Genomic DNA, 14738 nt, shown 5'->3' on the forward strand with positions numbered 1-14738 from the left:
AAAATGGGTTCATGGAAAACGAATCAACGTTGGAACATGAAACCACCCTGGAGCACGCCCTGGACGTGGCAAAAGCCAACCACAAACAGGCCCGGAAACTTCTGGATCAGGCCATCGCAGCCAACGCTGCAGGCGACGTCCCGGATCAGCGGGTCGAGCAGTTACGCGGCCTCCTCGCCGTGGCAACCGAGGACCTCCAGCGGGTCATGCGAGAGCAATAAACCTAAACACTCCTCGTCCGCAGTGTGACTTCTCCTGCACACTGTGGATATCGACTCTGACTGTCGGGGCCTTGTCCTACTCTCGTAGGACATTGTTTTTCCCCCCGGATGGAGTCTCTTGAGTATCACATGGTCAGCCTATAAACGCGCCAGGCGAAGGTCACGGCAAGCTTGGGCCATTCTCGGACTGGCCGGTGTGACTGTCGTGACAGGGCTTTCCTGGTATTTCATTACGGGACAATTTAGCACTGCTGAACCGTGGGCCGCTGGCCCCAGCGAAGCCCCCGTCTACAATTCCGCCTGGATGAAACCCCTTCGCGGCGCATCGCCCGTTGCACCTGAAAAAGCAATCGACGCCTTGGAGCGACTCGCGGTCCAAGGGCGGGCAGCTAAGTCAGACTACGACCGGGCCGCTTTCGGACAAGCGTGGGCGGACGTGGATCGCAATGGGTGCGATACCAGAAATGACATTCTGCGAAGGGACCTCGCGGCAGTCGAATTCACGGAGGGCTCATCGTGCAAGGTCGGCGGCGGAAGTTTTCAGGAACCATACACCGGGGCTTGGGTGACTTTTAGAAGAGGCCAGGACACCAGTTCTGCCGTTCAAATTGATCATGTGGTGGCCCTTGCCGACGCTTGGCAGAAGGGCGCCCAGCAGCTGACTGTCCAACAACGGCAAGTGTTTGCGAACGATCCGCTGAACCTGATCGCGGCTGACGGGCCCGCCAACGGCAAGAAGGGTGCCGGTGACGCGGCCACGTGGCTTCCTGGCAACAAGAATTTTCGCTGCCACTACGTTGCCCGACAGATCTCGGTGAAAGCGGCGTATCAACTCTGGATTACCCAGGCCGAAAAGGACGCCATGAAGCGGGTCCTGTCTTCCTGCCCGGAACAGCAAACCATCTACAGTGACAGGTGACCGTGCCCCAATTGCCAAGTGCCGCCGTCGTCGATCCGCTCGAGGACCACACGCTGGAGTGAGGTTTCCCTGGGTAGCTTATCCAGGTCCTGGAGTCCCCGCTGCCTGAACGTGAAGTAAATGGCGTCAGTAGGGGCATCAGAGCAGCGATCCAGCGTAAAGCGCCGGGCAAATGACGCGATGTTGCTGTCCGGCAGGTGCTTTGCCAGATACGGGTCCAGCATCCACGAATCGCAGGTGGCTCTGTGCGCTGGCTTGTCAGGAAAGTACCGGGGGAAGAAGGATCTCGCCTCTTCAAAACTGGCATCAACCAGGGAGGGGGAGAGGCCGCCATCTTCGGGTATGTGGACGCCAAGAACCCAGTCTGAACCCTGGTCTTCGGCTGGAACCAAATGGAACTGAAGCCGCCCCAGCCGGAAGAGGTTGCCTGCCATATGCAATGTCAGCCAGCTCCACGTGTCCAGCCCAAAACTGCCGTGGACGCGCCTGTTGATTCGGAGCTGTAAACCAACATCTGCAAGGGAAGCAGCCGACACAGCCGGACTGATTCCAAGCTCCAGATGGTAGTTGTGAGCTGAGGGAGCGAAGCGGAGGAGTGCTTCGATCCAGACCATCTCCGTAGCGCCGTCTGCCCGAATGCTGTCTGCCGGAAAGGCCCCCAGCCTCTCCTGCATCGCCTCCATTGCCTGCAGGACAGGTTCATTCGGAGGGGTGTCCAGAAGGCGCGCACAGTCAGTGGCATCCTCGCCGGTGATATCCAGGAGTTCAAAAAGCTCTGTGTGAAGATTGGCCATCATGGTTCAGTGCCCGAACGGATCGGGATCGACGCCAGGCATCCATGTCAGTCCGGGCACGCCCCAGCCGTTCTTCTTTGCTTGCTTGAGCGCCTTTTTTGAGTATCGGTCAACGAGGCGGTTGACGTACAGTTTGCCGTCCAAGTGGTCGAATTCGTGTTGCAGGATTCTGGCGAACCATCCTGTCGCCTCGAAATCCACGGGATTGCCGTTGCCGTCAAAGCCCTGGACCCGTGTCCATTCAGCGCGCTGCAACGGGTAATACTCCCCGGGGAAGGACAAGCAACCTTCAACGTGTTCGTCGGGATCCGGAAGTGCGCCGGAGACCTTGGAAAGCGTCAAAACCGGGTTGACTACTACGCCCTGCTCCGGGACGTCGTCGTCATTGGCGTACTTGTAGACAAAAAGTCGCTTGCCCACGCCGACCTGAGGGGCAGCGAGCCCAACCCCGTTAGCGGCGTCGTTGGTCTCGAACATGTCCGTGATCAAAGCGCGGAGTTCGTCGTCGAAAGCCTCGACTTCGCTTGCCCGGCGGTGCAATACAGGTTCGCCCCAGATAGTGACTGGCAGGACGGTCATCTCAGTTTTTCCTTCGTCTAGCGCTGTAAGCCGGTAGAGGCCTGGTCCGCTTTCAGGTTAAAAGCAAAGGCCGCACCGGATAACCGGTGCGGCCTTTGTGGAAACCGGCTCTGGAGCCAATCTCGGTGGGGTGAGCTACGGGGGTTGAACCCGCGACCTCCTGGACCACAACCAGGCGCTCTGCCAACTGAGCTAAGCCCACCATGTGCCTTTTTAGGCTGAACCGTTTGACCGGCTTTCCTTCAAGGCAACGACAAATAGCTTACCTGCTGTTTTGGGGTGCAAAGTCCACTTTTGCTGGTTTTGGCGAAAAAACCTTCAAAAATGGCGCAGATCACACGCTTTCGCTGGATCCCAAGGTCTCCGCGGTAGCGATGATGTCCTTGGAAATGCGCTGGGCCGTGGCGGTGTCCGGTCCTGGTGCCGGCACGAAGACGGCCTGACGGTAGTAACGGAGTTCGTCGATTGAGTCCTTGATGTCACCCAAGGCTCGGTGGCCACCATGCTTGGCGGGGGACTGGAAGTACGCGCGGGGGAACCAGCGGCGTGAAAGTTCTTTGATGGTGCTGACGTCGATAACGCGGTAGTGGAGGTGCTCCACGATGTTGGGCATGTCCCTGGCCAGGAACATTCGGTCCGTTCCCACGGAGTTTCCGCCCAGGGGAGCCTTGCGGGGATCCGGGACCCACTTCTCGATGTATTCAAGGACCTGCGCTTCTGCCTCGGCCATGGTCTTCCCGTGGGGGAGCTCGTCCAAAAGCTTGGAGCGGGTGTGCATGTCCCGCACGAAGTCGTTCATTTGTTCCAGTGCTGCGTCATCCGGCTTGATGACGACGTCCACACCGTCGCCCAGAATGTTGAGCTCGGAATCCGTCACCAAGGCAGCTACCTCGATCAAGGCGTCGTTCTTGAGGTCCAAGCCGGTCATTTCGCAGTCGATCCAGACGATGCGTTCATTAGTAATAGGCACGCGCCCAGCCTATCCCTCAGCGGCTTCCAAGTGCTCCGATGGTACGATTTTTGAGCGCGGCAGTGTCGTTTCTTCCTGTTGCCGAAAGCCCCCGTGACGCAGAACTTTGACCCGAATACAGCGGGTGAACGATTGGATGACGACCACATGACGGTGCCAGTACCCGCCGCCCAGTTGGCAGGGGCAGCAACGCCGTCAGCCGATGCTGTTGGCGAGGTGGACAACGCCCGTTCGCCACTGATCGCCGGCTTTGTTGGTTCGATGTTCATGGTGTTTGGCTCGCTGGGCGTTGGTTGGCTTGCCCCGGTCTCGGAACTTCGTCGCCTCCCGCTCTTTATCTGGATGCGCACTGAAGGTGTTGGCGTCGGACTTTCCATAGTCTTGCTGGCCATCGGCGGCATGTTGCTGGTCCGTGCCTGGCTTCGCCTGGGACAACGCGTCCGGGTGTGGGGAACGGAAGCCCGCAAAGCTACGCTTCAGGCTGTGGTGGCCTGGGGTCTGCCCATGATGTTCACTGTCCCCCTCTTCAGCAGGGACGTTTACGCGTACATCGGCCAAGGGCGGTTGATGGTGGAGGGCATCAACCCATATGAGAACGGCATTTCGGCGTTGCCCAACTACTTCCAATTGGGTGCCGACAAGCAGTGGACGGAAGCGCCGGTCCCGTACGGGCAACTCTTCCTTTGGATCGAACAGTTTGTGGTTTGGGTGACCAATGTCCAACCGGAAGCAAGCGTCATGCTGTTCCGCTTGGTCGCTGCCGTGGGCGTGGTCCTTTGCATCATTTACGTGCCGAAGCTCGCTGAACTCCACGGTGTAAATCCACACAGGGCGCTATGGCTGACAGCTGCCAACCCGCTTTTTCTCACTAACTTCATTGCCAGCGTCCACAACGACGCCTTGATGATCGGGCTGGCGCTGGCGGGCCTGTACTACTGCGCAACCCGCCGCGTCATCCGGGGACTGGTGCTGGTCACGCTCTCCATATCAATCAAGCCGATTACGGTGGTCTTTCTCCCGTTCATTGGACTTCTGTGGGCCGGCAAGCATGCCTCGTGGCCGCGTAAGTTCCTCTACTGGTTCCTGACGGCGGCCCTTAGCTTCGGGATTCTTTACGCCCTGAGCCTGGTCAATGGATTCGGGTTCGGTTGGATCAACGGGCTGTCAGCGCCAGGAAGCGTAGCGATCTGGTACGCGCCCGTTGGCCTTATCGGGTTGGCGGTCGCATCGATCTCCAACGTTCTGGGCTTGGATGGCGCGGTCATGGCCAAGGTGATTTATGACGCCGGCAAGGTCTTGATGGTTGGCGCTCTTGCCTGGATGATCTTCCGGGGAGATTACGACCGACTTATGAGGCGCCTAACGTTGGCCTTTGCGGCCATCGTCCTGCTGGCGCCGATGATTCAGTCCTGGTATGTGGTGTGGTTGATCCCGTTGTTTGCTGTGACAGGCATCCGCAACGACTGGCAGGTCAAGGCACTGTACTTCGTGGTGTCATTCTTCATGGTCTACGCCATCTCCGACCAGTTGGACGTCTTTCCGTACCTTCAGAGTGAAGACCTGGGCTTGGCACTGTTGTTGGCCCGGATCGGGGCAGCCGTTATTGCGCTATTCTTCGCGATCTACCTGATTTTCATGGATCCGAAGACCAAGAGCTTGTTCCGGGTGCGGGACGAATCCGGGCTGCGTCCCATTATTTGAAGACTTCGCCATCTGAAGACTTCGCCGGATCCATCCTTCTGCCAGCTCTGCCGGATGGCAACAGCCGCAATGCCTCGCGGGTAGACAACGCGCTCATTCCTTTGGCGTTACTGGACGCGAATGCCCTGACCCATTCAGGGTTCGTTTTGCTGTATTCACGCAGCGCCCACCCAATCGCCTTACGGATGAAGAACTCCCTGTCGGCGAGGTTCGCGGAAATGACCGCAGCCAACAGTCCGGCATCAGTCGTGGACTTGGCCCCAAGCTGTGCCGTGATCGCTGCCCGGCGGATCCACATGTCGTGGTCCGTGGACCACTGGAGCAGTACCGGCGTCATGGTGGACCTGTGGGCCTGCAGGAGAGCGCAGATTCGATGTGAAACCCCGTCAACAAGGTCCCACCACGCACCCGTTCGGATGATCGCCTCGTAGATGGGCAGCATCTGCAGGTCCTCTTTGACCATTGGCAGGGCCGTCAGATCGATGGCTGCGTAGCGCTCTTCGCGAGCCTCTGCGCTGTGCCACAGTTCAAGAACGGCTTGTCGCAGCTCAGCCGGCCCCGTCACCGGGAACTGCTTTATTGCTTCCTTCACTATCCGGCGGACCTCCGGAACCCGGACACCCCAAGAAGGCATGTTGGATTTCAAGTAAGCCTGGGCTTCGGCACCCCGTTCGGCATCAGCGGCTGATCGGAGCGTTGATCGGATCGACTCCACAAGGACATCGGTGGTCATGCCTCAACTCTAGGACGGGTGGTGGGCCGACGGGTTCGAACGGCTGCCCTGGGACCGCGTCCTCGCGCCCGCTCTCCGGCCGCCGTAGAGTGGGCAGATGTCAATGCTGAAATCACCGGAGCAGATTGCGATGATGCGCGAGGCCGGACGTGTTGTGGCCAATGCACTGTCCGCAGTCCGGGAGCAAGCTGATATAGGTGTTTCACTGAAGGAACTCGACGATGTCGCAGCATCGGTGATCTCCGATGCCGGCGCAAAGCCCGCCTTCCTGGACTACCACCCGCGCTGGGCAGCGGTGCCGTTCCCCGGCGTGATTTGCACCAGCGTCAATGACGCCGTGGTTCACGGTATCCCGAATGGCTATGTACTTGAGGACGGCGATCTGCTCAGTGTCGACTGCGGTGCCTTCATGGAAGGTTGGTGCGGTGATGCGGCCATCAGCTTCGTCGTAGGGACCGGAGCCGCTGCGGATCTGGAGTTGGTGGAAGCAACAGAAGCCGCACTCGCCCGTGGTATCAACGCGGCCCGCGTCGGCAACAAAATGGGGGACCTTGCCTACGCAATCGGTGGCGAGGCCAAACGCGCAGGATACGGACTGTTGGCTGACCACGGCGGGCACGGCATAGGCCGGACAATGCACGCCGAACCTCCCGTCCCCAACATGGGACGCCCCGGCCGGGGAATGAAGCTCGAAGAAGGCCTGGTCATTGCCGTTGAGCCCATGTTGATCATGGGCGGCAAGGACGACTATTACCACGACGAGGACGAATGGACTCTTCGCTCGGCCAACGGCCAACGCGCCGCCCACAGCGAACACACCATAGCCATCACGTCTGACGGCCCCCTGATACTCACCTTGCCGTAGCTTGCACTCCCTGATTGTCGAGCCAAACCCGCTTTGGCAGGCGTACCACCGGCCGGCCAGCCGGGAAAGCCAGAACGTCAGGCGCGGGTCCCGTGTGGAATGCTGACTTCAGCAATTCCCTCCGATCACCCGGCGATGTTCCGGCCCACTCATTTCCCGTAAGGGCGAACCACCGGCACCAGCACCGGGAGGGTTCGCCCTTGGTTCCGAACAATTCCTCAACGGCCGCCCACGTGGCAGGAGCCGTCTCGATCTTCGAATCGGCATGGTGGTAGGCCATGGTCCCGGAATAGGCCCCGCCTGCAGGGCTGGTCCCGCAGAGCATCCCATCCGGGCGCGATGATCAAACGCCGGCACCCACCAGTTCGCCCGTGCTGGTATTGACCAGCGCGGAACCGGCGCCATCCGGGTGGTCAATGTCCGTTGCGACCATCTCGTGTTCCGGGGGAACTTGATCGTCGTCGTCTGATTCCCATTGGGTGTTGCTCTCAGGAGTGCCGGGTGCCTCCACGGCCGGTGCGGCATCGGCAGGGGCTGAGGCGCCGCTCATCCGGGTGAAGTTGGCGGAACCCCACATGAGGTCGTGCCCCACTGATTCGGCATCGATCTCTGCTACGTGGTAGACACGGCCTTCATGTTCCCATTGCCGCAACCGCAGCTTCCCAACGACGAGGACACGCTGTCCCTTTTTCACGCTGCATCCAACGTGGCCTGCGAGGTAGCGGAACGACTGAACCGTGTACCAGTTGGTGTTTCCGTCTACCCAGCTGTTGGTTGCGCGGTCGTAGCGGCGTTCCGTGGTTCCCAGACGAAACGATGCAGTGGACGTGCCCCGCGTTGTGGTGGAACTTTTGACCTCTGAGGCCACGAAGCCCCGGACGGTGATCATGTCATTCATTGGTGGTCCTTCTCGGTGTAGGGAAGTGCCTGTCCGGCTCTTTCAGCTTGCTTCAGAGAAGTCCGGGAGGGGAGTGCTGCGTGTGCCTATGTGAATAACGGCGGCTGTGGAGGAGTAGAGGCACGTAGCAGGGGATGGCAAGCAGTTGACCGATCGCACTGTAAACTCTTTGTGGCGCCAGCGGCCCATGTTGGTTATGCCATAAGTGCGCCCCAGTAGCTCAGGGGATAGAGCAGCGGCCTTCTAATCCGCCGGTCGGGGGTTCGATTCCCTCCTGGGGCACAAAAGCATCCCCCTTGGAAGAGTGTCCAAGGGGGATGCCACTTTTAGGGCAGAATGGCTACGTGATGAGCAGGCGAACCGCACAGGCAAATGGCAGGGCAGCAGAAGCATCGATTGTCCGCGCCGCCGGACTTTCACTGATGGTCGCTGCGGCGTTGCTGATGACGGCTTGCACATCAACGCCCGCGTCCTCAGCCGCTCAACCTGCGACTTCTCCGCCACCGTCCGCAAGCCCTCAAGCCACAGTGACAGTCGATCCCGCTGTGGCTGCAACAACTGCAGCCGTGGAGTCAACGTTGAAAGCCGTGGTCGCTGGAAACCCCAAGCCCGATCGGGAAACTTTGCGTGCGGCTCTGGTCGCCGCAGACATTCCCGAGGCCAATGTGGAGGTGTCCGTGAGCCGTACGCCCACAGGCCTGGACGTGGATGCAATGGAAACTGCAGCACTGACGGGTGAGAGCTGCGTCTTGGGGCAGATCCGCGACGGCGGAGTGATGGTCACGGTGCTGCCTGTGCTGGCCACCGGTAAGTGCTTCGTGGGAGACGCACGGTAGCTCCCTTGCAGCGCCGAATGTGAGTTATGTACGCCTACCCATTAGATTTAAGGGCATGGCGGAATTCATTTACACGATGACCAAGGCTCGCAAGGCCGTTGGCGACAAACTTATTCTGGACGATGTCAGCATGTCGTTCTTCCCGGGCGCGAAGATCGGCGTCGTGGGTCCGAACGGTGCTGGCAAGTCCACCATCCTGAAGATCATGGCCGGACTGGACACCCCGTCAAACGGCGAGGCCCGCCTGAGCCCCGGCTACACCGTGGGCATCCTCTTGCAGGAACCGCCGCTGAACGAGGAAAAGACCGTCCTGGGCAACGTTCAGGAGGGTGTAGGCGAGATCTATGGCAAGATTCAGCGATTCAATGAGATCTCCGAAGAAATGGCCAACCCGGATGCGGATTATGAGACGCTCCTGGACGAGATGGGCAAGCTTCAGGAAGCCATTGACGCTGCGGATGCCTGGGATATCGATTCCCAGCTTGAGCAGGCCATGGACGCACTGCGCTGCCCGCCTGCTGATTCCGATGTCACGGTCCTCTCCGGTGGTGAGCGCCGCCGTGTAGCTCTGTGCAAGCTCCTGCTGCAGAAGCCCGACCTCCTGCTCCTTGATGAGCCCACTAACCACTTGGACGCCGAGAGCGTGCTTTGGCTCGAGCAGCACTTGGCTCAGTACCCCGGCGCTGTCCTCGCCGTAACCCACGATCGTTACTTCCTGGACCACGTGGCTGAGTGGATCGCGGAAGTTGACCGTGGCCACCTGTACCCGTACGAGGGCAACTACTCCACTTACCTGGAGAAAAAGAAAGCCCGCCTCGAGGTCCAGGGCAAGAAAGATGCGAAGCTTTCGAAGCGCCTTACGGAGGAACTTGAGTGGGTGCGCTCCAACGCCAAGGGCCGCCAGACCAAGTCCAAAGCCCGTTTGGCCCGCTACGAGGAAATGGCCGCCGAAGCGGAGCGTACCCGCAAGCTGGACTTCGAAGAGATCCAGATTCCGCCGGGACCTCGCCTGGGTTCCCTGGTTATCGAGGCCAAGAACCTAAAGAAGGGCTTCGACGATCGTGTATTGATCGAAGACCTTTCCTTCTCGCTGCCCCGCAACGGCATCGTGGGCGTCATTGGACCCAACGGTGTGGGTAAGTCCACCCTGTTCAAGACGATCGTCGGCATGGAGCCCTTGGACGATGGCGAGCTCAAGATCGGCGAGTCCGTGAAGATCTCCTACGTTGACCAGTCCCGTGGCGGCATCGACCCCAACAAGTCCCTCTGGGAAGTTGTCTCCGAAGGCCACGACTTCATTCAGGTGGGCCAGGTTGAAATGCCGTCGAGGGCTTACGTTTCGGCGTTTGGTTTCAAGGGCCCGGACCAGCAGAAGAAGGCGGGTGTGCTCTCCGGTGGTGAGCGTAACCGCCTCAACCTGGCACTGACGCTCAAGCAGGGTGGCAACCTCCTCCTCCTTGACGAACCCACTAACGACCTCGACGTCGAAACCTTGAGCAGCCTTGAGAACGCCCTTCTTGAATTCCCGGGCTGCGCTGTAGTTGTATCGCACGACCGTTGGTTCCTGGACCGCGTAGCAACCCACATCCTGGCCTACGAAGGTGACGATGAGAACCCCTCCAAGTGGTACTGGTTCGAGGGCAATTTCGACTCCTACGAGGAGAACAAGGTGGAGCGCTTGGGCCCTGATGCGGCAAAGCCGCACCGTGTAACGCACCGCCGCCTGACCCGCGACTAGTCTTAGGCAACAAACACAAAGAGGCCGGTCCCTGGCAGGGACCGGCCTCTTGGCTTTAAGGCACGCTACGGAATCCGGACCATGCCCTCCTGCGCCACCGTGGCAACATGTTGACCTTCGCGGTTGAATATACGTCCCGTGGCGAGTCCCCGGGCACCCTGGGCGCTCGGAGACTCCTGGACGTAGAGCATCCACTCGTCCACACGCACCGGGCGGTGCCACCACATGGCGTGATCGAGGCTGGCAACACTCATGCCCGGCGTCATCCAGGCCAGGCCGTGCTTACGGAGGATCGGCTCCAGCAGCGTGTAGTCGCTCGCATACGCCAGGGCCGCGCGGTGAAGGTTGGGCTCATCCGGCAGGGGCCCCATGGTCTTCATCCACACCGCGTTGCTTGCAACGCGGTCCTTGGGCGGGAAAACGTAGAGTGCGGGGTCGATGTGGCGGACATCGAAGGGCCGCTCCGAGGACATGTGCCGTGCCATGGGGTGGTCGTAGTGGGACAACAGTTCGGCTGTGCTGGGCAGAGACTCCGGGTCAGGGATGCCTTCGGGCATCCGAGCCTGATGGTCCAAGCCGCTGTCTTCCATTTGGAAGGACGCGATCATGGAGAGAATCGGAACACCGTCCTGGTAGGCGTGTACGCGGCGGGCCGAGAAGGACCTGCCATCCCGCAGCCTCTCCACCCCGAAGGTGATGGGTTTGTTGGCGTCCCCCGGACGCAGAAAGTAGCCGTGCATGGAGTGCGCCACACGATCCGGCTCAACGGTGCGCATACCCGCCATCATGGACTGCGCCAACACCTGGCCGCCAAAAACGCGATGCCGGGGCTGTTTCTGGGACGGTCCCAGGAAAATGTCTTCATTGGTCCGGGCACCGTCGAAGTCGCCCAGATCCAGCAGGCCAATCAGCACTTCCATGGGGTCTTCTGCGGGTGCATTCACCTCGAGGCCAGCGTTCGTCTCAGTCATGGTTCGACTTTAGACGGCACCCCAACCCCTCTCAACCGGAGACATGCCGGTAGAGTCGATGATGTGACAGACGTCTTGACCCAGTCCTTCCGCTTCGCCGATCCCCGCGACCTCGCCGACCTGCGGACCTTTGTTACCCGGGCAAAAAGCATCGACGACGGCGCCATCCGCCTTCAGGCCGCGGGCGATGTCCTGGCTGCCTACGTATGTGTCCTAAGGCCCCGCATCCTGGGTGAATCAACACCTACGATCCTTGGCCTCCGCACTATGGCCCTTGCGGAGCCTGCCCAGGCGGACGTGACGGTGACGCTTTCGTCCGTCCTGGACCGGCTGGCCCGTTCAGGGGCCGATGATGTGGAACTGCCCATCCCGCCGTCGACCGTTTCCGAGTCTTGGGCGGGCGTGGGCGCTCCCCGGACCGGATGGAAAGCGGGAGGAACAGTTCCCGACGCCGAACTCAAGTCTGCGGCGGAGGCCGGTATCGCCGAGGTGGCTGGCGTCGTTCCCGCTTTGGCCGGCGCCCCGGTGGTCAACTCGGCGAGGGCTGCCGTGTGGGGCCGGGAGCTGCCCGGCCTGGACGGGCTGGGAGGTCTCCATGGGCTGCCCGCAGGTGCTGCTTTCGCTGCTTTCGCTTTGGGTTTCCTGGGCGAGGGCGAGCAGAAGGTTTTCCGCAATGGCCGCTGGTTCCGCCTGAGCGGCCCCCGTGGTCATGTGCTGGTTCGGACCGGAGCCGGCTTAGGGCTCGGTTTCTAGGCGTCAGGAATTAGGGCCAGCCGAAGGGCTGTTGATCATGGTCAGCGCTGCGCGCTCCATGTAGTCCCATAACGTGCCCTCATGCAGCGGGGAGAGCCCCAGGGAGTCCACTGCCGTCCGCATATGGAACAGCCAGCGGTCCTTGGCTTCCGGTGTCACCTGGAACGGCATATGGCGCATGCGAAGCCGTGGGTGGCCCCGCTCTTCGCCGTAGGTGGTAGGCCCGCCCCAGTATTGCTCCAGGAACATGAGGAAGCGGCGCTTTGCCGGTCCGAGGTCGTCCTCGGGGTACATGGGTCGAAGCAACGGATCCGTCGCAACGCCGTCGTAAAAGACATCGATGAGCTTGACGAACGTCTCATGACCGCCAACAGCGGCGTAGAAGCTGTCCGTGTAGGCGGGCTGGCTGAACGGGTCGTTCTGCATCAGCTGGCGTCGCGGGCCTGCCTGCGGCCCTGGTGTTTGACCACCTGCAGGGTTATTCATTGGACTTCTCCTCGGCTTTGGTGACGCGCGGTGCGCCTGCTGTGACCGGCGCAGCTGCAGCACCGGGTTCGTCGCTGGTATCCGGTGTCTCCAGCGGCACGTAGTCGCCCTGCGAACGATTGCCAACCCGGAGGATTTCGCCGTTGCGCAGGTACCAGATGGCTCCGTCTTCAGCGCGGACCCGTGTGATGCGCAAGCCCACCGATTCAACGGTACCAATGACTTCGCTGGTGACGATGACATCGCCGATTCCGTATTGGTCCTCTATGGTGATGAAGATTCCCGCGAGGAAGTCGCGGATCAACTGCTGGGCGCCGAAACCGATGGCCACACCGAGGATGCCCACGCTGGTCAGGAGGGGTGCGACGTCCACATTCATGTACTTGAGGACGTAGATGATCACAATCACTACCACCACGACGCTCACCAGGCTTGTCAGCAGCGATCCTATGGTCTCGGCGCGCTGGGAGCGGCGTTCGTGGTCCAATGCGCGGATAGCGGGCTGCACCCATTTGAAGTGCGGCTTCTTGAAGAAGGAGCTGCCCGCAGACACTCGTCGCGTAATGCGCAGGATGATGAACCGCGCCACGATCCACACAGCCAAGCCAACGCCCACTGTAATGAGGATCGACATGAGGTCTATATTTTCGGGTTCGATGGTGATGGTTTCCGCCAGGGGGATGGAGGTCAAGGTGGAATAGCTCCTTGTCGTCGGCCCGTGTTCGCCGGGCGCGGAACACTCTGTCCACCTACAACCCTAGCGCCGTAGCGTGACGGTATGCGCATCCTGGTCTTGGGCGGTACCGCCTTCCTGTCAGCAGAAATCGCCCGGCAGGCTGTTGCTGCCGGGCATGACGTCACCTGTTTGGCGCGCGGCACTTCAACAAGCCCGCCCGACGGCGTTACCTGGGTAAGGGGCGATCGCGCCGTGGGGGCCGCGGTCTTCGCCGGGATCGGGGGACGCTGGGACGAGGTGGTGGATGTCTCACGGGATCCCGTGCAAGCACGCGTGGCATTGGACGTGCTGGGGCCCTTGGCCGCACATTGGACCTTCGTCTCAAGTTGTTCGGTGTATGCGGACCATTCCGTACCAGGCGCGGATGAGACTGCGAAACTCTTGGAGCCTTTGCCTGCGGGCCAGCCAGGCACTCCTGAAACTTACGGTGAGTCCAAGTCGGCCATTGAACAGATGACGCTTGCCGCGGTGGGGGAGAAGGCGCACATCGTCCGGGCGGGACTCATTGGCGGGCCGGGGGACGGTACTGACAGATACGGTTATTGGCCTGCCCGATTCGCTGCGAACACTGACACGGTGCTGGTCCCGGACATCCCGGATGACGCTACCCAGATCATTGATGTTCGGGATCTCGCGGCCTGGATCCTGCAATCCGCCGAGGACCGGTTGATGGGTACCTATAACGCCCTGGGAGACGTAGTCAGGTTTGAGGACTACATCGCCGAGTCACAGCGGGTGGCAGGAGCTGCGGCAGGGAAGACGGCGGCCCAGGACGTTCTCCGGCCGGACGGGGAGTGGCTTGCGGAGCACGGCGTCGATTACTGGTCCGGACCGGATTCTCTGCCCCTGTGGCTTCCGGCAGGTCACGAAGGCTTTCAAGCGCGGACAAACCGCGCAGCGCGTGAATGCGGAATGGTTTTGCGGCCGTGGCAGGAGACCCTCGAGGCGACTCTTGAGGATGAGAATCTCCGGGGTTTGAACAGGGACCGCAAAGCCGGGTTAAGCCGTGAGACCGAACAGAGGCTCCTGGCACTTTGGCGGCTCGAACAGCGTTAGGCTGCTGCCGCCGTCGTCAGTGGTTCGTGCAGTACCGGGAAGTTGACGCTGCGGGCAATGAAGCAGACCTGGCTGGCTTCGTGGTGAAGCTGCGGGACCAGGCTTGCGTGGGCGGGATCGGCAATGGTGACGTGCGGCTTCAACGTAACGCTTTCGAACTGCCCGCTGCCATCCCGATTCAGCTTCATGAGGCCCCCGGCGTTGTCCTCATAAGCGGTGACTACCACTCCGTGTTTGACGGCCACATGCAGGAAGGAGAGCATGTGGCATTGCGAGAGCGCGGCCAGCAGCAACTGCTCCGGGTTGTAACGCGTCCGGTCACCGTGGAACGTCGGATCTGCTGAACCCTTCAGGGTGGGAAGCCCCACGATTTCGATGTCATGGTCCCTGGAATATCCCCGGTAGCTGGCCGTGCCCTCTCCGAGGTTGCCGGTCCACCGGACAGTCAGCGCGTATTGGTGTTCGTGGAGGCCCATGCGGAC

General features: G+C 60.9%; 17 protein-coding genes and 2 tRNA genes. 9 read left to right on the forward strand and 10 right to left on the reverse strand.

Features of this window, described 5'->3' with window-relative positions:
- Window positions 1–11 precede the first annotated feature (11 nt).
- Both ACLRGI_RS17725 and ACLRGI_RS17730 read left to right on the forward strand, forming a co-directional pair.
- On the forward strand, window positions 12–221 hold the full coding sequence (locus ACLRGI_RS17725) for a hypothetical protein (RefSeq protein WP_419202878.1): 210 nt from the start codon (window positions 12–14) through the stop codon (window positions 219–221).
- 118 nt (window positions 222–339) lie between these two features.
- A complete protein-coding gene (locus ACLRGI_RS17730) occupies window positions 340–1140 on the forward strand; it encodes an HNH endonuclease family protein (protein WP_419202879.1) in 801 nt (266 codons plus the stop codon).
- On the opposite strand, the gene ACLRGI_RS17735 is transcribed toward ACLRGI_RS17730, so the two are convergent.
- From ACLRGI_RS17735 to orn, 4 genes are all read right to left on the reverse strand, one after another.
- Entirely contained in the window at window positions 1125–1937 is an 813-nt protein-coding gene (locus ACLRGI_RS17735) for an acyltransferase domain-containing protein (protein ID WP_419202880.1), read from the reverse strand. The genes ACLRGI_RS17730 and ACLRGI_RS17735 overlap by 16 nt on opposite strands.
- Window positions 1938–1940: 3 nt before the next feature.
- On the reverse strand, window positions 1941–2513 hold the full coding sequence (gene def, locus ACLRGI_RS17740; RefSeq protein WP_419202881.1) for a peptide deformylase: 573 nt from the start codon (window positions 2511–2513) through the stop codon (window positions 1941–1943).
- A 126-nt stretch (window positions 2514–2639) separates the two neighbouring features.
- Window positions 2640–2715, reverse strand: a tRNA-His gene (locus tag ACLRGI_RS17745).
- A 132-nt stretch (window positions 2716–2847) separates the two neighbouring features.
- Window positions 2848–3483 carry an oligoribonuclease gene (orn, locus tag ACLRGI_RS17750; protein ID WP_419202882.1) on the reverse strand — a complete coding sequence of 212 codons (636 nt, stop codon included), beginning with the start codon at window positions 3481–3483 and terminating at the stop codon, window positions 2848–2850.
- A gap of 147 nt (window positions 3484–3630) precedes the next feature.
- On the opposite strand from orn, the gene mptB reads away from it, so the two are divergent.
- Window positions 3631–5184 carry a polyprenol phosphomannose-dependent alpha 1,6 mannosyltransferase MptB gene (gene mptB / locus ACLRGI_RS17755; RefSeq protein ID WP_419202969.1) on the forward strand — a complete coding sequence of 518 codons (1554 nt, stop codon included), beginning with the start codon at window positions 3631–3633 and terminating at the stop codon, window positions 5182–5184.
- On the opposite strand, the gene ACLRGI_RS17760 is transcribed toward mptB, so the two are convergent.
- A complete protein-coding gene (locus ACLRGI_RS17760) occupies window positions 5177–5917 on the reverse strand; it encodes a DNA alkylation repair protein (protein ID WP_419202883.1) in 741 nt (246 codons plus the stop codon). The two genes, mptB and ACLRGI_RS17760, sit on opposite strands and share 8 nt — an antisense overlap.
- Before the next feature lie 97 nt (window positions 5918–6014).
- Here ACLRGI_RS17760 and map point away from each other — a divergent pair, with 97 nt between their 5' ends.
- Window positions 6015–6782: a type I methionyl aminopeptidase gene (map, locus tag ACLRGI_RS17765; RefSeq protein WP_419202884.1), complete on the forward strand. Its 768-nt coding sequence runs from the start codon at window positions 6015–6017 to the stop codon at window positions 6780–6782.
- Window positions 6783–7125: 343 nt separating this feature from the next.
- Here map and ACLRGI_RS17770 read toward each other — a convergent pair whose 3' ends face one another.
- Entirely contained in the window at window positions 7126–7680 is a 555-nt protein-coding gene (locus ACLRGI_RS17770; protein ID WP_419202885.1) for a single-stranded DNA-binding protein, read from the reverse strand.
- 209 nt (window positions 7681–7889) lie between these two features.
- Between ACLRGI_RS17770 and ACLRGI_RS17775 the strand changes: the two genes are divergently transcribed.
- From ACLRGI_RS17775 to ettA, 3 genes are all read left to right on the forward strand, one after another.
- Window positions 7890–7962 (forward strand) — tRNA-Arg (locus tag ACLRGI_RS17775).
- A gap of 65 nt (window positions 7963–8027) precedes the next feature.
- Window positions 8028–8516 (forward strand): DUF6993 domain-containing protein, encoded by a 489-nt coding sequence (locus ACLRGI_RS17780; protein ID WP_419202886.1) that lies wholly within the window; start codon window positions 8028–8030, stop codon window positions 8514–8516.
- A 55-nt stretch (window positions 8517–8571) separates the two neighbouring features.
- Entirely contained in the window at window positions 8572–10254 is a 1683-nt protein-coding gene (ettA, locus tag ACLRGI_RS17785) for an energy-dependent translational throttle protein EttA (protein WP_011775070.1), read from the forward strand.
- A gap of 65 nt (window positions 10255–10319) precedes the next feature.
- Here ettA and ACLRGI_RS17790 read toward each other — a convergent pair whose 3' ends face one another.
- Window positions 10320–11225: an acyl-CoA thioesterase gene (locus ACLRGI_RS17790; protein ID WP_419202887.1), complete on the reverse strand. Its 906-nt coding sequence runs from the start codon at window positions 11223–11225 to the stop codon at window positions 10320–10322.
- A 63-nt stretch (window positions 11226–11288) separates the two neighbouring features.
- Here ACLRGI_RS17790 and ACLRGI_RS17795 point away from each other — a divergent pair, with 63 nt between their 5' ends.
- Complete coding sequence (locus tag ACLRGI_RS17795; RefSeq protein ID WP_419202888.1) at window positions 11289–11978, forward strand: DUF8185 domain-containing protein; 690 nt, start codon at window positions 11289–11291, stop codon at window positions 11976–11978.
- Between the two features lie 3 nt (window positions 11979–11981).
- On the opposite strand, the gene ACLRGI_RS17800 is transcribed toward ACLRGI_RS17795, so the two are convergent.
- Both ACLRGI_RS17800 and ACLRGI_RS17805 read right to left on the reverse strand, forming a co-directional pair.
- On the reverse strand, window positions 11982–12464 hold the full coding sequence (locus ACLRGI_RS17800) for a globin (RefSeq protein ID WP_419202889.1): 483 nt from the start codon (window positions 12462–12464) through the stop codon (window positions 11982–11984).
- Window positions 12457–13155, reverse strand: coding sequence for a mechanosensitive ion channel family protein (locus ACLRGI_RS17805; protein ID WP_419202890.1), 699 nt, complete (start codon window positions 13153–13155; stop codon window positions 12457–12459). Before ACLRGI_RS17805 ends, ACLRGI_RS17800 begins: the two co-directional genes overlap by 8 nt.
- 87 nt (window positions 13156–13242) lie before the next feature.
- Here ACLRGI_RS17805 and ACLRGI_RS17810 point away from each other — a divergent pair, with 87 nt between their 5' ends.
- Window positions 13243–14256 carry an NAD-dependent epimerase/dehydratase family protein gene (locus ACLRGI_RS17810; RefSeq protein WP_419202891.1) on the forward strand — a complete coding sequence of 338 codons (1014 nt, stop codon included), beginning with the start codon at window positions 13243–13245 and terminating at the stop codon, window positions 14254–14256.
- On the opposite strand, the gene ACLRGI_RS17815 is transcribed toward ACLRGI_RS17810, so the two are convergent.
- Window positions 14253–14732, reverse strand: a complete 480-nt coding sequence (locus ACLRGI_RS17815; RefSeq protein ID WP_419202892.1) for an OsmC family protein — start codon at window positions 14730–14732, stop codon at window positions 14253–14255. The genes ACLRGI_RS17810 and ACLRGI_RS17815 overlap by 4 nt on opposite strands.
- Window positions 14733–14738: the final 6 nt, after the last annotated feature.

Source organism: Paenarthrobacter sp. PPS72 (genome assembly GCF_048537125.1).
GTDB classification, from domain to species: Bacteria; Actinomycetota; Actinomycetes; order Actinomycetales; family Micrococcaceae; genus Arthrobacter; species Arthrobacter nitroguajacolicus_E.